The organism is Pseudomonas sp. AL03, from assembly GCF_029960815.1.
In the GTDB taxonomy this organism is placed as follows: domain Bacteria; phylum Pseudomonadota; class Gammaproteobacteria; order Pseudomonadales; family Pseudomonadaceae; genus Aquipseudomonas.
This window is the reverse complement of record NZ_JASBRE010000015.1, coordinates 1-22980: the sequence shown is the minus strand read 5'-3', so window position 1 is coordinate 22980 and position 22980 is coordinate 1. Positions and strand designations below refer to the sequence as shown.

At 63.0% G+C, this 22980-nt stretch carries 2 protein-coding genes; both read right to left on the bottom strand.

Translation table 11 applies throughout. The features are described from left to right. Positions 1 to 45: 45 nt before the first annotated feature. Positions 46 to 11808 carry a non-ribosomal peptide synthase/polyketide synthase gene (locus QK293_RS15805; RefSeq protein WP_282378507.1) on the bottom strand — a complete coding sequence of 3921 codons (11763 nt, stop codon included), beginning with the start codon at positions 11806 to 11808 and terminating at the stop codon, positions 46 to 48. Then, entirely contained in the window at positions 11808 to 22784 is a 10977-nt protein-coding gene (locus QK293_RS15800) for a non-ribosomal peptide synthetase (protein ID WP_282378505.1), read from the bottom strand. Before QK293_RS15800 ends, QK293_RS15805 begins: the two co-directional genes overlap by 1 nt. Positions 22785 to 22980 lie beyond the last annotated feature (196 nt).

Here is a 22980-nt window from a genome sequence, read left to right as displayed (position 1 = left end):
CACAAATAGGTCAATAACCGGGCGCGGTGAAGCACCCGGCTGTTTTCAAATGATCGCCAATCGGCGTTCCAGCAAGTCTTCAAGCGCGTCGAGCAACTCATCACCGCGCAGCAACTCGTAGTGCCCGCCCGCCAACAAGCGATCAACGCCGTGGCTACCAACCTGAGCCTCGAACACTCGGCGTTCGTCGTCGCGCTCGGCCACCCACCAGCGATGTGCCGTGACCTGAATCGCCGGCAGTTGCCGATGCGCCAGGGCCAGTTGCTTGAGCCGTGAACCGGTGGCGAAGATCTGTGTGAGTTCCCCCGCGCCCAACGCAGATTGTTCATTGGAGCCGTGCATGGCCGCCTCGATCACCGCCGTGGAACCCTCGCGTTCATTCAAATCAGCGGCTTTCAGCGCAATCAGCGCTTGAGCCTCATCGGCCGGCAGACCGAGCACAAACTTCAGGAAGTCGCCCAGGTCCTCGCGCCAGTCCCCCGCTTCTGCGGTGCCGGCCACGTAACTGTCGACCAGCCCGGCAAACGCCACCGTCTCACCCTGGGTTTCCAGTTCGTGAGCGACCAGTTGCGTCAACGCGCCGCCCAACGACCAACCCAGCAAGTAATACGGCCCCTTGGCCTGCTGACTGCGAATCCGTTGCGCGTAGGCCTGAGCCATGGCCAGCAGCGACTCGTCCTGCCAGTGCGGGTCGAGCAACATGCGGCATTGCAGGCCGTACACCGTGCGCCGTCCTTCCAGTCGGCGGGCCAGCGGTTCGTAGTCGAACACCGTGCCGAAACCGGCGTGCAGGCAGAACAGCGCCGGCACGTTGGGGATCCGCGCATTCAGCGCCAGCAATGGGTCTGGCGCCTTGGCCGGCTCGGCCGCCTGATAACCGCTGAGTTCGGCGATGCAGGGTTTCTGCATCAAATCCCGCAGCTTCAATTCGAAGCCCAGTTGCGGCTGACTGCGCACCCGCGAGATGACTTTGAGCACCTGCAACGAGTCGCCACCGAGTTCGAAGAAGTTGTCGTCGATGCCCACTTGCGGCACGCCGAGCACCTCTTGCCAAATAGCAGTCAACGCCGTTTCCAGCGCGTTGCGCGGTGCGCGATAACCGCCGAGCGCCCATTCAGGCGTAGGCAGTGCGCGACGGTCGAGCTTGCCGTTGGCCGACAGCGGGAAGCGCTCCAGCACCATGATTCGCGCCGGCACCATGTAGTCCGGCAGTTGTGCTTGCAGTTCAGACTTCAAGCGGCGATCAAGACCAACAGCACCGGCAGCCACCACGTAACCGACCAATTGTTTACCAGTCGGCGTTTCGTGCACCACCACGGCGGCATCCTGCACCCCGGCGCAGTCGCGCAGACGGGCTTCGATTTCGCCGAGTTCGATGCGGAAACCACGGATCTTCACTTGCTGATCAAGACGCCCCAAATAGTCGATCAACCCGCACTCGCGCTGGCGCACCAGGTCACCCGTGCGGTACATGCGGCCACCGGCCTCGAACGGATCGGGGATGAAGCGCTCGGCGCTCATACCCGGACGCTGGTGATAACCCCGCGCCAGGCATTCGCCACCCAGGTACAACTCGCCGCTGACACCCACCGGCAACGGATTGAGGTCGGCATCCAGCACGTACAAGCCACGCCCGGCCACACCACGACCAATCGGCGCATAGGCCGCGTCGCAGGTTTCGCTGACTTCGGCGCGCCACAACAGCGGCGTGACCACGGTTTCGGTCGGGCCATAACCGTTGATCAGACGCTGCGGACGCAGAGCCCGCTTGACCTGCTCGAAACTGGCCTCCGGCACCGCATCACCGCCAAAGCAATACACCTCGACCGCTGGCGGATTGCCCAGACGTTCAGCCACTTCGGCCATCTGTTGCAGGTACGCCGGCGGGAAGCAGGCCACGGTGACGCCATGACGCTGCAGCACGTCCAGGGTTTGCTCCGGCGTCCACACACTGTCATCGCGGATCACCAGACTGCCGCCGGCCAACAGCACACTCAGCCAACGTTCCTGAGCGCCGTCGAAAGCAAACGACATGAAGTGCAGCTCGCGGCTGCGTGGTGCCAGTTCGTAGAGCTCGATGATACCGCGGCAATGCCGGGCAATCGGTCCGCGCGCCACGGCCACGCCTTTCGGCTGGCCAGTGGAGCCTGAGGTGTAAATCAGGTACGCAAGGTGCTCCGACAACGGATGGAAAACCGGGCACTCAACGTTGTCGGCAACCGTCAGTTGATCGAGCAACAAGCGCGGCGGGCTATCAGCCAGCGTCAACCGTTCACCCAGATCGCTGTCGCAAAGCAACAGGCTGGCCGCCGAATCGCTCAACATATAAACCAGCCGCTCGGCCGGGTACGCGAGATCCAAAGGCAGATACGCCGCCCCTGCTTTAAGCACCGCGAGGAACGCAACGATGGTGCGCTCGGAACGCGGCAGCGCCACCGCCACCAGACTTTCCGGGCCAATACCGCGACCGATCAGTTGCTGCGCCAACCCATTGGCCTGCGCCTCAAGCTCGGCATAACTGACGTCCCGATCTTCACAGATCAAAGCAATTTTCTGCGGCTGCGTGTGCACATGCAGATTGAAGGCGTGCAGCAAATCGGCGTTGTCGTCGGACACCTGCGGCAAACTCAAACGCGCTTCAGGCAAGCCAATGTTGCCGAGCAGACAAGCAGCATCCTCAGGCAACGCACGCAGCAATCCCTCGAGCTGCGCACGAATCCGCTGCACTTCCAGTTCACTGAAGCGATCACGCAGGAACAGGTACTCGACCTCCAGACCTTCTTCGTTGGCGCTGACCATCAAGTCCATCGGGAAGTTGGTCACGCCACCGCTGCCGACTTCGGCAAAACGCAATTCACCTTCCTCGCCCCCTTTCAAGGCCCGGTCCACCGGATGGTTTTCGAACACGATGATGCTGTCGAACAAGCCCTGGCCACCCTGCCCGGCCCAGCGCTGAATGTCCGACAATGGCGTGTGTTCGTAGTCGCGCACCATCAGGTTGTAATCCTGCAACGCGCGCAACCACTCGCCCAGCGGTTGCTCCGGATCGAGGGTCTGGATCACCGGCAAGGTGTTGATGAACAGGCCGAGCATGTCCTGCGCGCCGGCCAAACCGGTCGGGCGCCCCGCCACCGTGGCACCGAACGCGACGCTGCGTTGGCCGCTGTGACGTTGCAGCAACAACAGCCAGGCGCCTTGCACCAGCGTGTTGAGGGTCACGCGCTGACGCTTGGCGAAGCTGTGCAGTTTGCGCGTCGCCTCGGCGTCGAGGTTGCTGTACATCACGCCATGACCGGAACCTGCGGCGCCCGAGGCCTTGGCCAGAATGGTCGGCGCTTCGAGCACTGCCAGTCGCTCGCGCCAGAAACCTTCAGCCTGCACGCCGTCCTGACGTTGCAGCCAGGCAATGTAGTCAGCGTATCGACCGGTCAGGGTCGGCAGGCTGTCGTTGTGGTACAGGCGCAACATGTCGCCCAACAGCCGCGAAGCACTCCAGCCGTCAAGCAGCAAGTGGTGGTAGATCCAGATCATCTGGTAACGGTCATCGCCCAGACGCACCAGAATGAAGCGCATCAACGGCGGGCAGCTCAGGTCGAAGCCTTTGGCTTGTTCCGCTGCCGCCAATTCACTCAGCGCCTGCTCGGTGTCGGTGCGGTCGCGCCAGTCGAACTCTTCGATCGGCAACTCGACGTCGGCGAACACCGCTTGCAGTGGATCGGCCAGACCATCGCGCCAGCGGAACGCCGCACGCAGCACTTCATGACGCTCCACCAGCGTTTGCCAGGCCGCGCGGAAACGCGGCACCTGCAAACCATCCACCGCCACGCTCAACTGGTTGACGTAGGGGTTCAGCTCCGGCGAATCAAGGCAATGGAACAGCATGCCTTGCTGCATCGGCGACAGCGGATACAAGTCTTGCAGCCCCTCACGGGCGGCCACATCGATGTGCGGCACCAGCGCAAAGGCTGGGACTTTCGGCGCTTCGATCAACGCCGCTTCACGGCTGCTGGCGACTGCGGCCAGAGCACGAATGGTCTGCTGCTCGAACAGTTGCTTCGGACTGAACACCAGCCCGCGCTGCCCGGCACGACTCACCGCTTGCAGGGAGATGATCGAGTCACCACCCAATTCGAAGAAGTTCTCGGTGACGCCCACCGAATCCAGCCCCAACAGCGCTTGCCAGATCTCCACCAGCAACGCTTCGACCGGCGACGCGGCGGCCACTTGATCGTGGTTCTGACGCGACGCTTCGGGCGCCGGCAGGCCCTGACGGTCGAGCTTGCCGTTCGGCGTCAGCGGCAACGCGGCCAGGCACATCAAGTGCGCCGGCAGCATGTGCGCCGGCAGACGGCTGCGCAGGTGCAACGTCAGCGCTTCACGCAGGTCCTGCTCATCAGCGAGCGGATCGCGCGGCACCACATAACCAACCAACTGGCGGCTCACCGGGCCTTCGCGATCGATCACGAACGCTTCACGCACACCTTCGTGTTCAAGCAGGCAGGCTTCGATTTCACCCAGCTCGATACGGAACCCGCGAATCTTCACTTGCTGGTCGATACGGCCGAGGTACTCAACGACACCATCGGCACGGAACCGCGCGAGGTCGCCACTGCGATACAAACGTGCGCCCGGCACGAACGGATCGGGCACGAAACGTTCAGCGGTCAGGTCCGGACGTTGATGGTAACCACGCGCGACGCCCTCGCCGCCCAGGTACAACTCGCCCGCCACGCCAACCGGCAACGGCTGCAAGCCACCGTCCAGGATATAGGCGCTGCGGTTGCCGACCGGCCGACCAATCGGCATGAACGCCGAGTCGAATTCAGTCTCTGGATACGCCAGCCAGATCAGCGGCGTGATCACCGTTTCGGTCGGGCCATAGCCGTTGATCAGGCGCTTCGGTTGCAGCACTTGCTGCACCTCGTCGAACGCATGCTTGGCCATCCCTTCCCCGCACGGGGTGTAGGAACGGATCGGCAGATCACGCCCCGCTTCACCCATGAAATCGGCCATCTGCAGCAGGTAACTCGGGGTGAAGCAGGCGAGGGTGATGCCGTGCTTTTCGATCTCGGCGCAGGTGCGCTCCACGCTCCACAACTCGTCATCGCGCGGCATCACTGCCGAACCGAACACCAGCGGTGTCAGCCAGCGCTCGTGAGCGCCGTCGAAGCTGATGGAGGCGAATTGCAACTCGCGATCATCCGGGGCCATGCCGTACAACTCGCCGATCGACAGGCAATGCATGGCCAACGGACCATGAGCCACGCTGACGCCTTTTGGTCGCCCGGTGGAGCCCGAGGTGTAAATCAGGTACGCGAGGTTCTCGCCGCAGGTCAGGTTGACCGGGTTGGTGTCCGCCATGAACGCCAGCGGTTCGCGGTCGATTTCCAGCACCGACAGGCCTTGCGGCAAGGGCAGTTTTTCTCGCAGCCACGATTGGCTGATCAGCAGCAAAATGCCGCTGTCTTCCATCAGATAGCGCAGACGCTCGGCCGGGTACGCCGGGTCCAGCGGCACGTAGGCGCCGCCCGCCTTGAGGATCGCCAGCAGGCCAATGATCATCTCCGGCGAGCGTTGCATCGCCAGGCCGACCCGCACCTCCGGACCAATGCCCAGTGCACGCAGGCGATGGGCCAATTGGTTGGCGCGGCGGTTGAGTTGGTCGAAGCTCAATTCCAGGTCGTTGAAGATCAGCGCCGTGGCGTCTGGTCGGGCGACGGCCTGGGCCTCGATCAACTGATGCACGCAGAGCGGGTTTTCCGTCGCGGTGAACGCTGGATTCCACTCCACCAACTGCTTTGCTCGCTCTGGCGCAGTGAGCAGATCCAGTTCACTCAATGCAGCGTGTGGCGCGGCAACCATCGCCGCCAGCAACGCGGCCAAATGCTCGCTCATGCGGGCAATCGCTTCGCTGCTGAAGTGCGCGCACTGGTAGCTCCAGTTCAGGCTGAGTTGGCTTTCGGCAGTGGCCGCCAGCGTCAGCGGGAAGTTGGTGCGTTCGTGGTTCTGCGGGATCGAGAAGCTCAAACCGGCTGGAGCGCCCTGTTGCAGCGCTTCGGCCACCGGGAAGTTTTCGAACACCAACAGACTGTCGAACAGCGGTTCACCGGCACGTCCGGCCCAACGCTGAATATCACCGAGGGCGGTGAATTCATGCTCTCGCAGTTCCAGGTTTTGCGCCTGCAAGCGGGTCAGCCACTGGCCGACGCTTTCGACCGCGTCCGGTGTGCTGATCACCGGCAGGGTGTTGATGAACAGGCCGAGCTGGCTTTCGGCGCCCGGCAAGTCCACTGGACGCCCCGCCACCGTGGCGCCGAACGCGACGCTGCGTTGACCGCTGTAGCGTTGCAGCAAGAGTGCCCAGGCACCTTGGACCAAGGTGTTGAGCGTGACTTTTTGCTGACGGGCAAACTCACTGAAGCGCTTGCTCGTGGCGACATCGAAGGTCTGGCGATGGTCGGCGAACGCTGCCGTCGCCTGCTGTTTGAAATCGACATGCGCCAGGCTCTGCGCCAACAGGGTCGGGTTGTCGAGGGCCGCCAGTTGCTCGCGCCAGAAGATCTCGTCGGCGTGGGCATCCTGCCGTTGCAACCAACCAATGTAATCGGCGAAACGCCCGGTCGGTGCCTGCACTTCCTGCCCGGCATAACGCTGCAGGACTTCGCTCAACAGCAGCGAATTACTCCAGCCATCGAGCAACAGGTGATGGTGGGTGTAGATCAGTTGCTGACGCTCATTGTCCAGACGCACCAGGGTCAAACGCATCAACGGCGCCTGGGTCGAATCGAGTTGCAGGCGCTCACTGTCGATCAACTGCGCCAGCGCGTCGGCTTGATCGCTGCGGCCGCGCCAGTCGAGGCAGGTCAGCGGCAAGTGCAGATGACGATGCACCAGTTGCACCGGCGCTTCGAAGCCGTCGGGGAAGTGGAAGCTGCTGCGCAGGATTGGATGGGTGTCGAGCACCGCTTGCCAGGCGCGGCCCAAACGCTCGGCGTCGAGACCTCGCGCTTCGACGCTGAGCTGGTTCACGTACGCGCCGGAATCGGATTCGTACAAGCTATGGAACAGCAAACCGGCCTGCATCGGCGACAGCGGATACAGGTCCTCGATCTGCGCTGGCGGCACCGGCAGGCCATCGAGTTGCGCTTGAGTCAGGCGCGCCAACGGGAAGTCCGCCGGGGTCACGCCGCCCGCGCCATCGCTCAGGCAATGGGCGATCAGCGCCAGCAACTCGCTGCGGAATTGCGCGGCTAGCGCCTCGATCTCAAGCGGGTCAAAGCATTCGCGGCTGAAGGTCCAGTCGAGTTTCAGTTCACCGCCATACACCTGGCCGTCCACCGACAGCCAGTTCGGCAACGGTGCGTCCGCCGATTGCGCGGCACCGCTGGATTCGCGAGCCGGGGTGAACAGGGCGTCTTCGGCGAAGCTCTGGTCGAACTGCCCAAGGTAGTTGAACGTCACGCGCGCTTGCGGCAGCGCGGCCAATGCCGCTTGGGTCGCGGCATCACCCATGTAACGCAACAGGCCGTAGCCCATGCCTTTGACCGGAATCTCGCGCAATTGCTGCTTGATCGCCTTGATCGAACCCGAAAGGTTGGCGGTCGGCGTCAGGCGCACCGGGAACAAGCTGGAGAACCAGCCAACGGTGCGGGTCAGGTCAATGTCATCGAACAGCGCTTCGCGGCCATGGCCTTCGAGCTGAATCAGCGCCGATGCGTGGCCGGTCCAGCGGCTGAGGGTTCGGGCCAGCGCGGTCAGCAGCAGGTCGTTGACCTGCGTGCGGTAGATCGCTGGCGCCTGTTGCAGCAACTGGCGGGTCTGTTCGCGGTCCAGACCGATGCTGACGCCCTGGCGCAGATGCCCGGCCTGACTGGCCCCGGTATTTGCCGCTGGCAACGAATCATTCGCGACGCGAAGGTGCGCCTGCCACCAGTCCAGCTCGCTGGCAGCGGCATCGGAGCGCGCATAAGCGTCGAGCTTATCGGCCCAGGCCTGGAAGGCGCTGGTCTTCGGCGGCAGGTCTTGCCCTTGGTAAGCCGCCTGCAGATCTTCCAGCAACACCCGCCAGGACACACCGTCCACCGCCAAGTGGTGGATAACCAACAGCAACCGCTGGGAACCATCAGCCTGGGCGATCAACGCGACGCGCAGCAACGGACCGTCTTGCAAACTAAGGCTGCGCTGGGCTTCGTCGCACACCGCTTCCAGCGAGGCATCGCTGGCCACGCGAGCGGTCCAGAGCATGTCGATGACATCGCAGCTGTCGGCACCGACGTAGCGCGCCGACCATTGACCGTCGACCTGGCTGAAGCGCAAACGCAGCGCATCGTGCTGCTTGAGCAAACGTTGCAGCGCGGCTTGCAGACGCGGCAATTCGAGGGTTTCGCGCGGCACCAGCAACACCGCCTGGTTCCAATGCGCGCGCTGCGGGATCGGTTCGTCGAAGAACCAGCGCTGGATCGGCGTAAGTGTTTGCACACCGTCCACCGGCCCTTGTTGCGCCAGCGGTGCCGCCTGCTCTTTGACCACAGCGGCCAACGCTTGCAAGGTTTGCTGCTGGAACAGGTCACGCGGCTGCAGGCTCAGGCCGGCTCGACGCGCACGGCTGACCACCTGAATCGAAATGATCGAGTCGCCGCCCAGTTCGAAGAAGTTGTCCTGACGCCCGACCTGCTCCAGGCCCAACACGTCCTGCCAGATCTGCGCCAGCACCTGTTCATGTTCGCTGCGTGGCGCTTCGAACGCGCGTTGGCTGACCTGTGCGGTCGGCGCGGGCAGGCGTTTGCGGTCGAGTTTGCCGTTCGGACTCAGCGGCATTTGCTCGATCAGCACGGTCTGCGCCGGCACCATGTAATCCGGCAGGCTGGCGAGCAAATGGCTTTTCAGGGTTTCGCGCCACGCGCCTTGTTGCTCTGCATCGACGCTGACCAATGCGCGATCCTGCGGCACGATGTACGCGACCAATTGCTTGCCGCTCGGTCCGTCGAGGGCCAACACCACGGCTTCCTGAACGTCGGCATGCTCTTGCAGACGCGCTTCGATTTCGCCCAATTCGATGCGCAAACCGCGAATTTTCACTTGATGGTCGATACGACCGCAGTAGTCGATGGCGCCGTCAGCGCGATAACGCGCCAGGTCACCGGTGCGGTACAGGCGCTCGCCGCTGCCAAACGGGTCGACCACAAAACGCTCGGCGGTCAGCGCGCCACGACGGTGGTAACCGCGAGCGAGGCCGACGCCGCCCAGGTACAACTCACCCACCGCGCCGAGTGGCAACGGCTGCAGTTCGCTGTCGAGGATGCAGGTGCGCAGGTTGGCAATCGGCCGACCGATCGGCACGCTGTCGCGGCCCTCTTCCACGCAGGTCCAATGGGTCACGTCGATGGCTGCTTCGGTCGGGCCATACAGATTGTAGAGATTGGCTTGCGGCAGGCTGCGCAGGGTCTGCCGTTGCAGCTCCACCGGCAGCGCTTCGCCGCTGCAAATGATCCGTTGCAACGACGTGCAGGCCAGCGCCTCGTCGGCACCGATGAAGGCCGAGAGCATCGACGGCACGAAGTGCAGCGTGGTGATCGCCTGCTCGACGATCAACCCGGCCAGACGTTGCGGATCACGATGCTCGCCCGGAGCGGCGATGACCAAAGTGGCGCCCTTCATCAGCGGCCAGAAAAACTCCCACACCGACACGTCGAAACTGAACGGCGTTTTTTGCAGCACGCGGTCGCTCGGCAACAGGTTGTAGGCTTGCTGCATCCACTCCAGACGGTTATGCAGCGCCACATGGCGGTTGCCGGCGCCTTTGGGTTTACCGGTGGAACCGGAGGTGTAAATCACATAGGCGAGGTTTTCAGCGATTGCCAGGTTGGGTAAATCAGTACCCGGCCAATCGCTCAGCCAATCGCCTTCGGCGTGCAGGCAGAAGGTGCGCACGTTGTCCGGCGTCGGCAATTGCGCCAGCAAATGATCCTGGGTCAGCAACAGCGAAATGCCGCTGTCTTCGATCATGTAGCTCAGGCGATCGAGCGGGTACTCCGGGTCCAGCGGCACATAGGCGCCACCGGCCTTGAGGATCGCCAGCAGACCGACGACCATTTCAAGCGAGCGGTCGCAGGCAATCCCCACCAGCACTTCCGGGCCAACACCTTGGGCGCGTAAGTGATGGGCCAAGCGGTTGGCGCGCCGGTTCAGCTCGGCGTAACTCAGGCGCTGGCCCTGGAACACCAGCGCCGTCGTTTCACCGTCTTCAGCCACGCGCGCCTCGAAATGCCGCTGCACGCAGACTTCACCCGGATAGGTTTGAGCCGTGTCGTTCAGGTCGTCGAGGATGCGCAGGCGCTCGTCGGCATCCAGCAGTGGCAACTCCGCGAGCGGGCATTGCGGATTCGCCAGTACGCCGGCCAACAAATTCTTCCAATGACGCGCTAAATGCTCGATGCGCTCGGCGTCGAACAGATCGGTGGCATAGGTCAGGCTGGCGAACAGCTTGTCGCCCTCTTCCTGAGTGTCCAGTTGCAGGTCGAATTGCGTGGTGTGCGCCGTCGCGTTCAGTGCTTCGACGCGCAGGCCTGCGAGCAAACCGCTGACCGCCGCCGGTTTGGCTTGCTGGTGGTTGAACATCACCTGGAACAACGGGCTGTGGCTGAGGCTGCGTTCACCTTGTAACGCTTGCACCAGACGTTCAAACGGCAAGTCTTGATAGGCCTGGGCATCCAGCGAAGCGGCACGGGTCTGGTCGAGCAACTGGCTGAACGGCAGACGTCCATCGAGTTCGGCACGCATCACCTGGGTGTTGACGAAGAAGCCGATCAGACCCCGGGTTTCCGCACGATTACGGTTGGCAATCGGCACGCCAACGCGCAAGTCGGACTGGCCGCTGTAGCGATAGAGCAAGGTCTGGAAGCTCGCCAGCAACAGCATGAACGGCGTGACGCCGCGCTGTTTGGCCAGGCTCATCAGGCCGCTGGCCAGGGTCGCGTCGAGGGCGAAATCCAGACGCGCACCGCGCTGACTCGGCTGCGCCGGGCGTGGACGGTCGGTGGGCAATTCCAGCAGCGGTTGTTCGCTGCCCAGCGTTTCACGCCACCAGTTGAGTTGACGTTCCAGCTCGCCCGCTTCCATCCAGCGGCGTTGCCACATCGCGTAATCGGAATACTGGATCGGCAACGCTTCCAGCGCTGCGTTCTGACCTTGGCAATGCGCGGCGTAGAGCCGGGAAAATTCTTCCACCAATACGCCCATCGACCAGCCATCGGTGACGATGTGGTGCAGTGTCAGCAACAGCACGTGGTCCTCGGTATCGAGCTGCAACAAGCTGACCCGCAACAGCGGACCGTGCTGAAGATCGAACGGCCGGGCAATCTCGTGCTCGACGCTTTTCATCGCCAGATCGAGGCGCTGTTCCTGAGGTTCGGCGCGCTGGTCGATCTGTGCGATCGGCAGCGACGTGAACTCGGCCAGTGTCTGCACCACCTGACCGTCGTCTTCGACGAAACGGCTGCGCAGGCTCTGATGCCGCTCCAGCAGCACGTCGAAACTTTGCTGCAACGCCACGACATTCAGCGGCCCGTGCAAACGCAACGCAGCAGGAATGTTGTAGGCCGAGCTCTGCGGATCAAGCTGCCAGAGGAACCATTGGCGCTGCTGCGCGTACGACAGTTCGAAGGTCGTTTGCGGCTCGGCAGCCGGCGGAATCGGCAGTTGCCCGAAGCTCACACCCTGCTCTTGCATGCGTTGCAGAAACTCGCGGCGCTTGTCAGCAGGCAGGCCGGCGAAGCGAGTGGCGATACGCTGGGCAGTGGTGTGTTCCATCAGTTGATCTCCATCTCGTCGAGAAGCGACTCAAGCGCATCAAGACGTGCATCGTTGTCAGCCGGGGCGTGTTGCCCGGCCATGGCGGCATAAGCCTGAAGGTCGGTGGATTCGAACAGCGCGCGCAGCGGCAGCTCGATGCCCAGTTCCAGTTCCACACGGGCACTGGCCTGGGCGGCGAGCAGCGAATGCCCGCCCAGTTCAAAGAAGTTGTCGCGCCGACCGATCTGCGCCACGCCCAGCACGCTGGCCCAGATGTCTGCCAGTTGTCGTTCGAGATCGCCTTCGGGGGCCTCGAACGGTCGCTGCCATTCCTCGGCATCGGGCACCGGCAAGGCCTTGCGGTCGAGCTTGCCGTTGCCGGTCAGCGGCAAGGCATCGAGCAGCAACCAGTGGCTCGGCACCATGTAATCCGGCAGATCAACCTTGAGCGCGGCGCGCAGATTGTCGCGCCAGGCGATCGGGTCGTGCGGGGTTTGCTCGGCCACCACGTAAGCGCACAGCTGCGGGCCGCCGTCGCCTGCATGCACGCTCAGTACCGCTTGGCGCACGCCCGGCTGCACCAGCAACGCGGCTTCAATTTCACCCAGCTCGATGCGGAAACCGCGAATCTTCACTTGCTGGTCGATCCGTCCGAGGTAATCGATGCTGCCGTCGGCACGCTGACGCGCCAGGTCGCCGCTGCGATAGAGGCGCTGGGAGGCCTCGAACGGACTTGGCACAAAGCGCTCGGCGGTCAGGCCGAAACGTCCGTGATAACCGCGCGCCAGACCGGCGCCGGCGATGTACAGCTCACCCGCCACACCCACCGGCACTGGCTGCAACTGGCTGTCGAGCAGGTACCAGCGCAGGTCGCGAATCGGCAGGCCAATCGGGCTTTGGGCCTTGCCATCGAGGTCGGCCAAACGGATGGCGCGGTAGGTCACGTGCACCGTGGTTTCGGTGATGCCGTACATGTTGACCAAGGTTGGCTGGCGGTCGCCGAAGCGTTCGAACCAAGGACGCAGGCTTGCGACTTCGAGGGCTTCGCCGCCGAAAATCACCTGACGCAACGCCAGGTTTCGCTCGCTGGCGCAGGCAATCGGTAACAGTTGACGGAACGCGGTCGGGGTCTGGTTCAACACCGTCACGCCCTCATCACAGAGCAAGCGGTGAAACGCTTGCGGCTCGCGGCTGATGTCATACGGCACGATCACCAGACGCCCGCCAGTGCACAGCGAACCGAACAGCTCCCACACCGAGAAATCGAAGGCGTAGGAATGGAACAGCGTCCAGACATCGTCCGGGCCGAAGTTGAACTCGGCAGCGGTGGCCGTGAGCAGGCGCCCGACGTTGCCGTGGCTGAGCAAGGCACCCTTCGGCCGGCCGGTGGAGCCAGAGGTGTAGATCACGTAGGCGAGATTTTCCGGGGTCGCCAGCGCCGGCAAGTTGTCGGCGCTGTAGCCATCCAGTTGCAACGACTCCAGGCTCAACACTTGCACACCGTCGCGGGACGGCAAACCGTCGATCAGGTGTGGCTGGGTCAGCAGCAGCGTGATGCCGCTGTCTTCGATCATGTAGCTCAAGCGCTCGGCCGGGTAATGCGGGTCCAGCGGCACGTAGGCGCCGCCGGCCTTGAGAATCGCCAGCAAGCCCACCACCAGCGGCATCGCCCGCTCGGTGGCAATGCCGACCCGCACCTCTGGCCCGACGCCCTGCTCACGCAGTTTGCGCGCCAGTCGATTGGCCTGAGCGTTGAGTGCGGCGTAGGTCAGTTGCTCGCCTTCGTAGACCAAGGCGATTGCGTTCGGCCGCTCGGCAGCCTGGGCTTCGAACAAGTGGTGCAAGGTGGGCGACGGCGGTTGCGCCTGGAACGTTGGGTTCCAGTGCTGCGCCAAAGCCTCCCGTTGCAGCCGGTCAATTATTGGCAGTTCCGCCACCCGCTGCTGCGGATCCGCGACCACCGCTCGCAGTAGGTTCAGCCACTGCTCGGCGAGGCGCTTCATCGAAGCCTCATCGTACACATCAGTGGCGTAGGTCAGGCTGGCGTCCAGCGCTTCACCCTGCTCTTGAGTGTCGAGCACCAGATCGAATTGCGTGGTGTGTTGCTGCCAGTGCAGACGCTCGACCTGCAAGTCGGCAACCGTGCGCTCGACACTGGCACCCAATTGCTGTTGATGGTTGTAGAGCACCTGGAACAATGGGCTGTGATTGAGGCTGCGGTCGGGCTGCAAGGCGTCGACCAACTGCTCGAACGGCACGTCCTGATTGGCCTGCGCGCCAAGTGCTACCTGTTTAACCTGTTGCAGCAAGGTGCTGAACGTCTGCTGCCCGTCGATCTCGGCACGCAGCACTTGAGTGTTGATGAAGAAGCCGATCAGGCCTTCGGTTTCGATACGCGAACGACCGGCGCTCGGCACGCCGACGCTGATGCTCGACTGCCCGCTCTGGCGATGCAGCAAAGTCTGGAAACTCGCCAGCAACAGCATGAACAACGTCACCTGTTGTTCCTGGGCGCGTTGGCGCAAACCGGCCAGCAACTCGCGATCAACGTTCAGTGCCAGGCTGGCACCGCGCTCAGTGCGACGGGCCGGACGGGTCAGTTCACTTGGCAACTCAAGCGGTACCTGGCTGCCCGCCAGTTGCTCGCTCCACCACGTCAGTTGGCGTGCGCCCTCCCCGGCCTCCAGCCAGTCGCGCTGCCAACGGGCGTAGTCGCTGTAGTTCACCGGCAGGTTGGACAGGTTCGCCGGATGCCCTTCGACGGCGGCCTGATACAGCGCGCTGAATTCATCGACCATGATCTGCATCGACCAGCCATCGGCGGCGATGTGATGCACGGTGAGCACCAGCACGTGTTCGTCGGTGTTCACTTGCAACAGCAACACGCGCCACAGCGGACCGTTGCGCAGGTCGAACGGACGGGCGATTTCTTCGGCCACGGCATTGTCGATCGACGACTGATCGAGTGTGCGTTCATCCAGTTGCAGCGCCAGAGTGTCGTGCAGCACCGGACGCGCCTGTTGACCATCCTGTTCAAAGGTCGTGCGCAGAGTTTGATGACGGGCCTGTAACTGGGCGAAGGCTTCGCGCAGGGCGTCGTGATTCAGCGATCCCTTGAGGCGCAGCGCGGCGGGAATGTTGTAGGCCGGACTCTGTGGGTCCAGCTGCCAGAGAATCCATTGGCGCTGTTGGGCGTACGACAGGATCTGCGGCTGATCGACCGTTGCACGTTGCAGCACCGGTTGGCCGCTGACGTTCGACAGTGCGGCACGCTCGGCGAATTGCGCCAGATTGGCGGCGGAAAACAGGCTGCTCACGGACAGTTCAAGTTGCAGTTGCTGACGCACACGGGAGATCACTTGAAGCACCAGCAACGAGTGCCCGCCCAACTCGAAGAAGTTGTCGTCGCGACCCACTTGCTTGACCTGCAACACCTCCTGCCAGATCAGCGCCAGTTGCGCTTCAAGCCCTTCGGCCGGCGCCACGAACGCCCGTTGTGCATCGGCGGCTGCCGCACGCGGCAAGGCTTTGCGGTCGAGTTTGCCGTTGTTGTTGAGCGGCAGTTTCGGCAGCAGGATCAGGTGATTCGGCACCATGTATTCCGGCAACGACTGGCGTAAAACTGCTTTGAGTTCTTCCAGATAATCAGCCTGAGAAATCACCGCGCCGCTGGCCACGATATACGCCACCAGTTGCGTCCCGTCCTGAGCAATGACGGCGGCTTCGCGCACCTCCTCCCGAGCTTGCAGGCAGGCTTCGATCTCGCCCATTTCAATGCGGAAGCCGCGAATCTTCACTTGATGGTCAATGCGGCCGACGTATTCCAGATTCCCTTCAGCGTTGTAACGCGCCAAATCACCGCTGCGGTACAAACGCGCGCCCGGCTCACGGGCAAACGGGTCTGGCAGGAAACGCTCGGCGGTCAGTGCCGGGCGATCAAAGTAGCTTTGCGCCAGGCTGGCCGGAGCACCGATGCACAATTCGCCGACGCCACCGTTTGGCAACAATTGACCGGCCGCGTCCAGCACGTACAGCGCCCGACCTGCGATGGCTCGACCAATCGGGATGCCAAACGCGTCGCTGGCATCGTCGAGACGGCATTGATGAACGCTGGACACCACCGTCGCCTCAGTCGGGCCGTAGGTGTTGAGCAAACGCACGTGGGTCAAACCGGCCTGGTGCCACAAGCGCAGACCTTCGACCGACATCGCTTCGCCGCCAACGTGAACCTGGCGCAAATCACCCAGGTTGCTCACCGCGCCGCTCGCACATTCGCGGGCCAGCAAGTACCAGTAAGCGGCCGGCAAGTCCGCCACGGTCACGCCCTGCTGAACGATTTCGGCGGCGAGTCGGCCGGCATCCCACACGTCATCGCCGCGCATGATCAACGCCGCGCCGACGCACAGCGCCGGGAAGCACTGCTCGACGAAGCCATCGAAGCTGAAGGTCGCGAACTGCAACACGCGGTCGGACGCCGACAGTACTGAATAGTTGGCGGCGGTCTGGCAGAACTCGCGCAGCGCGGCATGGGCGATGGCCACGCCTTTGGGTTGACCGGTGGAACCGGAGGTGTAGATGACGTAGGCCAGATTGTCGGCGACCGCATGGTTTTGCGGATTGCTGTCGGGGTAGTCGGTGCTGTCTTCAAGGCTGAGACGTCGCACGCCGGGCACATCTTCCAGCACACCGGACTCGCACAGCAGCACATCGAGACGGCTGTCGTCGATCATGTACGTCAGGCGTTCGGTCGGGTATTTCGGGTCCAAAGGCACATAGGCCGCGCCGGCTTTGAGTACCGCCAGCAGGCTGACGATCAGTTGCGGACCACGATGCAGCGCCAGACCGACACGCGAGCCTGGGCCGACGCCGTTGTCGATCAGGCGATGGGCCAAGCGGTTGGCCTGAGCGTTCAACTGGCCGTAGCTCAACGACTGACCGCCCACCTGCAACGCCACCGCGTACGGGGTGGCTGCGGCCTGAGCCGCGATTTGTTCGTGCGCCAAAAGTGTTGTGGATAACTCAACTGCAGCCGGTTGGCTGACCGCGAGCACCGCATTTTTTCCGGCCTCATCGAGTAACTCCAGCGCGCCCAATGCCGCGTCCGGCAGCGCCACCCATTGCGCCAGCAGGTGCTGAAAATTGGCCGACAACTCAGTGACCTGAGCGGCACTGAACCGCGCCGCGTCGTAGCTGAAGTCCAGGCTCAGGCCTTCGCCCAGTTCGATGCCCAGCGTCAGCGGATAGTGCGTGCGCTCGTGGTTGTGCAGGTTGCCGAACGACAGCCCGGCCGGCGCGCCCTGTTTCAGCGCTTCGGCCACCGGGAAGTTTTCGAACACCAGCAGGCTGTCGAACAGCGCCGAACCCTGCTGCCCCGCCCAGCCCTGAATGTCGTAAAGCGGCACATGCTCGAACTCGCGCATGGCCAGGTTCAGCCCTTGCAACTCGCTCAGCCACTGACTGACGGTTTGATCCGGCTTCATCGCGCAGACCAGCGGCAACGTGTTGATGAACAGCCCAAGCTGCTCTTCGATCCCCGGCAGCGGCGCGGATCGACCGGCGACCGTGGCACCGAAGACCACGCAATCCTGGCCGGTGTAGCGTTGCAGCAACAGGCTCCAGGCCGCTTGCAGCAGGGTGTTAAGGGTGACTTTCTGCTGGCGGGCAAACTCGGCCAGACGCTGGGTCGCGCGGCTGTCGAGTGCTGCGCGATATTCCTCGTTACCTTCGGCGCCTACCGGTGGCCGCAAGGCTTCGGCCAGCAACGTTGGTGCTTGCAGCGGTGCCAATGCGGTTTTCCAGAACTGCTCGCCAGCGACGGCGGATTGCTGCTGCAACCAGCCCAGATAGTCGCGGTATTGTCCGATCGGCGCTGGCAGCGACTGCTCGGCGGCGTAGTGCTGGATCACTTCGGCGAGCAACTGCGCGTTGCTCCAGCCGTCCATCAAAATGTGATGGCTGGTGTAGATCAGGTGCCAGTCATTGACGCCCGTGCGGACCAGCTTCAAACGGAACAGCGGCGCAGTGCCCAATTCAAAACCTTGAGCACGCTCGGTGTCGCCCAGCGCATCGGTGTCGGTCGCTTCAAGCACTTCAAGCGGCAGCGCCACTTGGCGGACAATCGCCTGATGCGCGGTGTCGAGGCCCTGCCAGTGGAAACTGCTGCGCAAAATATCGTGACGCTCCAGCGCGGTCTGCCAGGCCTGAGCGAATCGCACGGGATCGAGGCCCTGGATGTCCAAACGCAACTGGCTGATGTAGGCGCCGACTTCGGGTTCGTACAGGGTGTGAAACAGCATGCCCTGCTGCATCGGCGACAGTGGATAAAGGTCTTCGAGGGTCGAGACAGCGACCGGCAATGCGTCGAGTTGCGCCTGACTGATGCGCGACAACGGGAAGTCCGACGGTGTGGCCTGGCTTTCCTCAAGCGTGCAGCAGTGCTCGATCAGCGCGTTGAGTTCCAGTGCGTAATCGTCCGCCAGACGCTGGATGGTTGCGCTGTCGAACATCTCACGGCTGAAGCCCCAGCTCAGCGACAACTCGCCGCCGTAAACCTGGCCTTCAACCGTCAGCCAGTTGCCCAATGGCGCTGAGGTGTCTTGGGCCACACCGTTGCCTTCGGTGGACGGCACGAACATCGCGCCGTCGTCGAACTGACGGTCGAACTGCCCCAGGTAATTGAAGGTGATACGTGGTTGCGGCAACGCCGCCAGTTCGGCGCGCATCGCCGGAGTGCCGAGGTAACGCAATGCGCCGTAGCCGAGACCTTTGTCCGGCACGACACGCAGTTGTTCCTTGATGGTTTTGATCGACGCGCCGAGATTGCTGGAAGGCATCAGGTTGACCGGGAACAGGCTGGTGAACCAACCCACGGTGCGGGTCAGGTCGATGTCATCGAACAGGTCTTCGCGGCCATGGCCTTCGAGCTGGATCAGCGTGCTGCCCTGCCCGCTCCAGCGGCACACCGCTCGCGCCAGGGCAGTCAGCAACAGGTCGTTGACCTGCGTGCGATAGGCCGCCGGGGCCTGTTGCAGCAGTTTGCGGGTTTGCTCGGTGTCGAATTTGAGTTCGAGTTTCTGCTCGAAGCGGTTTTCCAGCGCGCCAGTTGGACGGTCGCACGGCAGATCGTTCGGTGCGTCGCGCAGTTGGGCCTGCCAGTGACCGAGGCTGTTTTCAAAGGCTGGAAGATGATCGTGCAGACGGGCGACCCAGCGTTGATAGGGGCTGGTTCTCGCCAGCGAAACAGGGCTGCCGCTGTAGAACTGCTGAAGATCTTCCAGCAGCACACGCCAGGAAACACCGTCCACCACCAGGTGATGAATGACCAGCAGCAAACGTTGCGAGCCGTCGGCCATCGCCACCAGCAGTGCGCGCAGCAACGGGCCGTTCTGCAGATCAAGACTGCGCTGGGCTTCGTTGCACAGGGCATTGAGTTCTTCAACCGATTGCGCCTGACGCTGCCACAACACCGATTCAGTAGTCGGCGCCGCGTAGGCTTGCTGCCAACCGTTTTCGGTCTGCTCGCAGCGCAGACGCAAGCTGTCGTGATGAGTCAGCAACTGCTCTAAAGCACGATCCAGCGCCTCGACGCTCAACGCCTCGCGCGGCACCAGCAGCAGCGACTGGTTCCAGTGCTGACGCTCAGGAATGGCTTGTTCGAAGAACCACTGTTGTACCGGCGCCAACGCCACCGCGCCAATGGCCGGACCTTGGTCGATCAACGGCTGCTCGCCGCTGCGGGCGGCCTGGGCCAGGCTGCGGACGGTCTGGTGCTGGAACAGGTCTTTGGGGCTCAACACGACCCCGGCCTGACGCGCACGGCTGACCACTTGCATCGAGACGATGGAGTCGCCGCCCAGTTCGAAGAAGTTGTCTTCAAGACCGACGTTGTCGATGGCCAGCACGTCCTGCCAGATCGCCGCGAGGGATTTTTCCATCGCAGTGCGCGGCGCGACGTGTTCGCGTTGTTGCTGGGTACCGTCAATCGCCGGCAAGGCCTTGCGGTCGAGTTTGCCGTTGGGGGTCAGCGGCAGCTGTTCGAGGAACAGCAGAAATGCCGGGACCATGTAGTCCGGCAAATGTCGGCGCAGCGCAGCTTTCAGGGTTTCACGCAGGGTCGCTTGAGCGTCGAGATCGTCCAGCAACATGGCCGGATCGGATGGCACGATGTAGGCGACCAGTTGCTGACCGTTGACGCCGTCCTGTACCAGCACCGCCAGCTCACGCACGGCGTCCTGCTGCAACAGCCGCGCTTCGATTTCACCGAGTTCGATGCGGAAACCGCGGACCTTGACCTGATGGTCGATGCGCCCGACGTATTGCAGCGTGCCGTCGGCCTGATAACGGGTCAGGTCGCCGGTGCGGTACAGGCGCTCGCCATTGCTGGCGAACGGGTTAGGCACGTATTTTTCGGCGGTCATGCCCGGACGCGCCAGGTAGCCGCGGGTGATGCCGGCACCAGCCAGGTACAGCTCGGCGGACACGCCTTGAGGTACCGGTTGCAGGTCGGCGTCCAGCAAATAGCTGGCGGTGTGTTTGAGCGGGCGGCCGATGTTTGCGCGACCACCGGCCTCGCGACGGGTCCAGGTTGAGTACGTGGTGTCTTCCGACGGACCGTACAAATCGTAGACATGCTCGACGGTCGGCTGCTGATACAACGCATCCACCAGGCTCTGCTTCAGCGGCTCGCCGGCAAGGTTGATGATGCGCACGCTCGGCGGGATCTGCCCGTCACGCTGCAACGCATTGATCGCCGACGGCACGGTGTTGATCAGGCGCACTTGATCACGGGCCGGCAGCTGCGGTAATTCCAGGGCATTGCGGGCAATGATCAGCGAGCCGCCGTTGGCCAAGGTCACAAACAACTCCCACACCGACAGGTCGAAGCACACCGACGTCGAGGCCAGCACGCCTTGAATGTCTTCGCGGCTGTAGACCGACTGCGACCAGTCGATCAGCGCCAGCACGTTGCGATGGGCGATGGCCACGCCTTTGGGCTTGCCGGTGGAACCGGAGGTGTAAATCACGTAGGCGAGGTTATCCGGCGTGACGCGGGTCACCGGCGCGCTGCTTGGGTAATCGGCACACTCCATACCTTCCATCAGCAGGACTGGGGTGTCGGCGGCGACGGTCAATGTCGCGGCGACAGCCTGTTCCGTCAGCAGCACCAGGGCGCGGCTGTCTTCAAGCATGTAGGCAACGCGTTCGGCGGGGTAATCCGGGTCCAGCGGCACGTAGGCGCCACCGGCCTTGAGCACGGCCAGCAACGCTACCAGCAAGTTTTCGGAGCGCTGCATCGCCACGCCGACCCGGACTTCCGGGCCCACGCCCAGCTCGATCAGCTTGTGGGCCAGGCGGTTGGCCCGAGTGTCGAGTTCGGCGTAAGTCAGCTGCTTCGTGCCGAAGGTCACCGCCAATGCATCCGGGCTCGCGGCGGCTTGCCGGGCGATCAACTCATGAATGCACAGGTCCTGGGCGAAGCCTTCGTCAGCGCGATTCCAGTCATGCACGATGCGCTGATATTCGACTGTCTCAAGCAGCGGCAAATCGCTGATGCGTTGTTGCGAATCACTGACCATGCCGTGCAGCAAATGCGTCCAGTGCTGCGCCATACGCGCGATGGTCGCGGCGTCGAACAGGTCGTTGGCGTAGGTCAGCGCGGCGTGCAGCTTGCCGCGCTTCTCGTAAGTATCCAGCGTCAGATCGAACTGAGTTGTGCGCCCTTCCCACTCGATCACGCCCAGCGCCAGACCGGACGCGGTGCTGACCGTAGAAATGTCCGCGACCTGCGGCTGGTGGTTGTACATCACCTGGAACAGCGGCGTGTGGCTGAGGCTGCGTTCCAGCTTCAGCGCTTCGACCAGGCGCTCGAATGGCAAATCTTGATGAGCCTGGGCGCCGAGGGCGGTTTCCTTGATGGCGCGCAGCAAGTCGTCGACCCGGATTTGACCGTCGAGCTGGGTGCGCAGCACTTGGGTGTTGACGAAGAAGCCGATCAGCCCTTCGATTTCGGCGCGGTTGCGGTTGGCAATCGGCACGCCGACGCGGATGTCGGTCTGCCCGGTGTAGCGATGCAGCAGCGCGTTGAACGCGCCGAGCAACAGCATGAACAGGGTGATGTTGTGTTTCTGCGCCGTGGCCCGCAGTTGCTCGGCCAGTTGACCGTCGACCGCGAATTCGTAACGGGTGCCGCGATAGCTCGGCATCGCCGGACGCGGATGATCGGTGGGCAGCTCCAGCACCGGATGCTCAGCGCCCAGTTGCGCCTGCCAATAGTCGAGTTGGCGCGCCTGTTCGCCGGCCTCCAGCCAGCGGCGTTGCCACAGGGCATAGTCGCTGTACTGGATCGGCAATGGAGCGAGTTGCGGTTGCGCGCCCGCCTCGAAGGCGTCGTAGCAGCGGATGAATTCGTCGATCAGCACGTTCATCGACCAGCCGTCGGAAACGATGTGGTGCAGGGTCAGTAGCAGGACGTGTTCCTGCTCGGCGAGTTTGAGCAAGGTGACGCGCAGCAGAGGGCCGGCCGAGAGATCGAACGGCAACACTGATTGCTGCTCGGCCGCGCGGGCGACTGCTTGCTCACGTTCATTAGCCGACAATGCGCTGAAATCCACCTGATCGATCACCAGAGGCGCGCTGGCCGGCACTTGCAGCAGGTTGCCGTCGGCCTGACGCTGGAACACCGTGCGCAGGGTTTCGTGGCGCGCGACGAGGCTAGCGAAGGCTTGCTCCAGCGCTGACAGATTCAGCAGCCCGGTCAGACGCACCGCGCCGGGCAGGTTGTAGGCGCCGCTTTGCGGGTCCAGCTGCCAAAGAAACCACATGCGCTGCTGGGCGTACGACAACGCCTGGCGATCGTCGGCTTCAACGCCGGCAGGAATCGGAAAACGGGCGAAATCAACGCCCTCCTTGTGCAAGGCCGCAAGGAACATCTGGCGCTTTTCCAGGGGCAACCCGATAAACCGGCGAGCTAGTTTCAAGGAGTCTTCAGCATTCATTTCTTAGCATCCGGATCAGTGGCGGGAAGCACAAAGGCACGTCGTCCCTATAAAACGAATGCAGACCGGAAAAATTAGCGAATGAGAACAAGTATCAGAAAGGAAGGTTGTAGCGAGGAAAGTCAGGTTGTAGCAATTCAAAATAATGAAATGGCTACCCCCGCCGCCCCCTGTGATCGCCCACTAAGCTTTCACA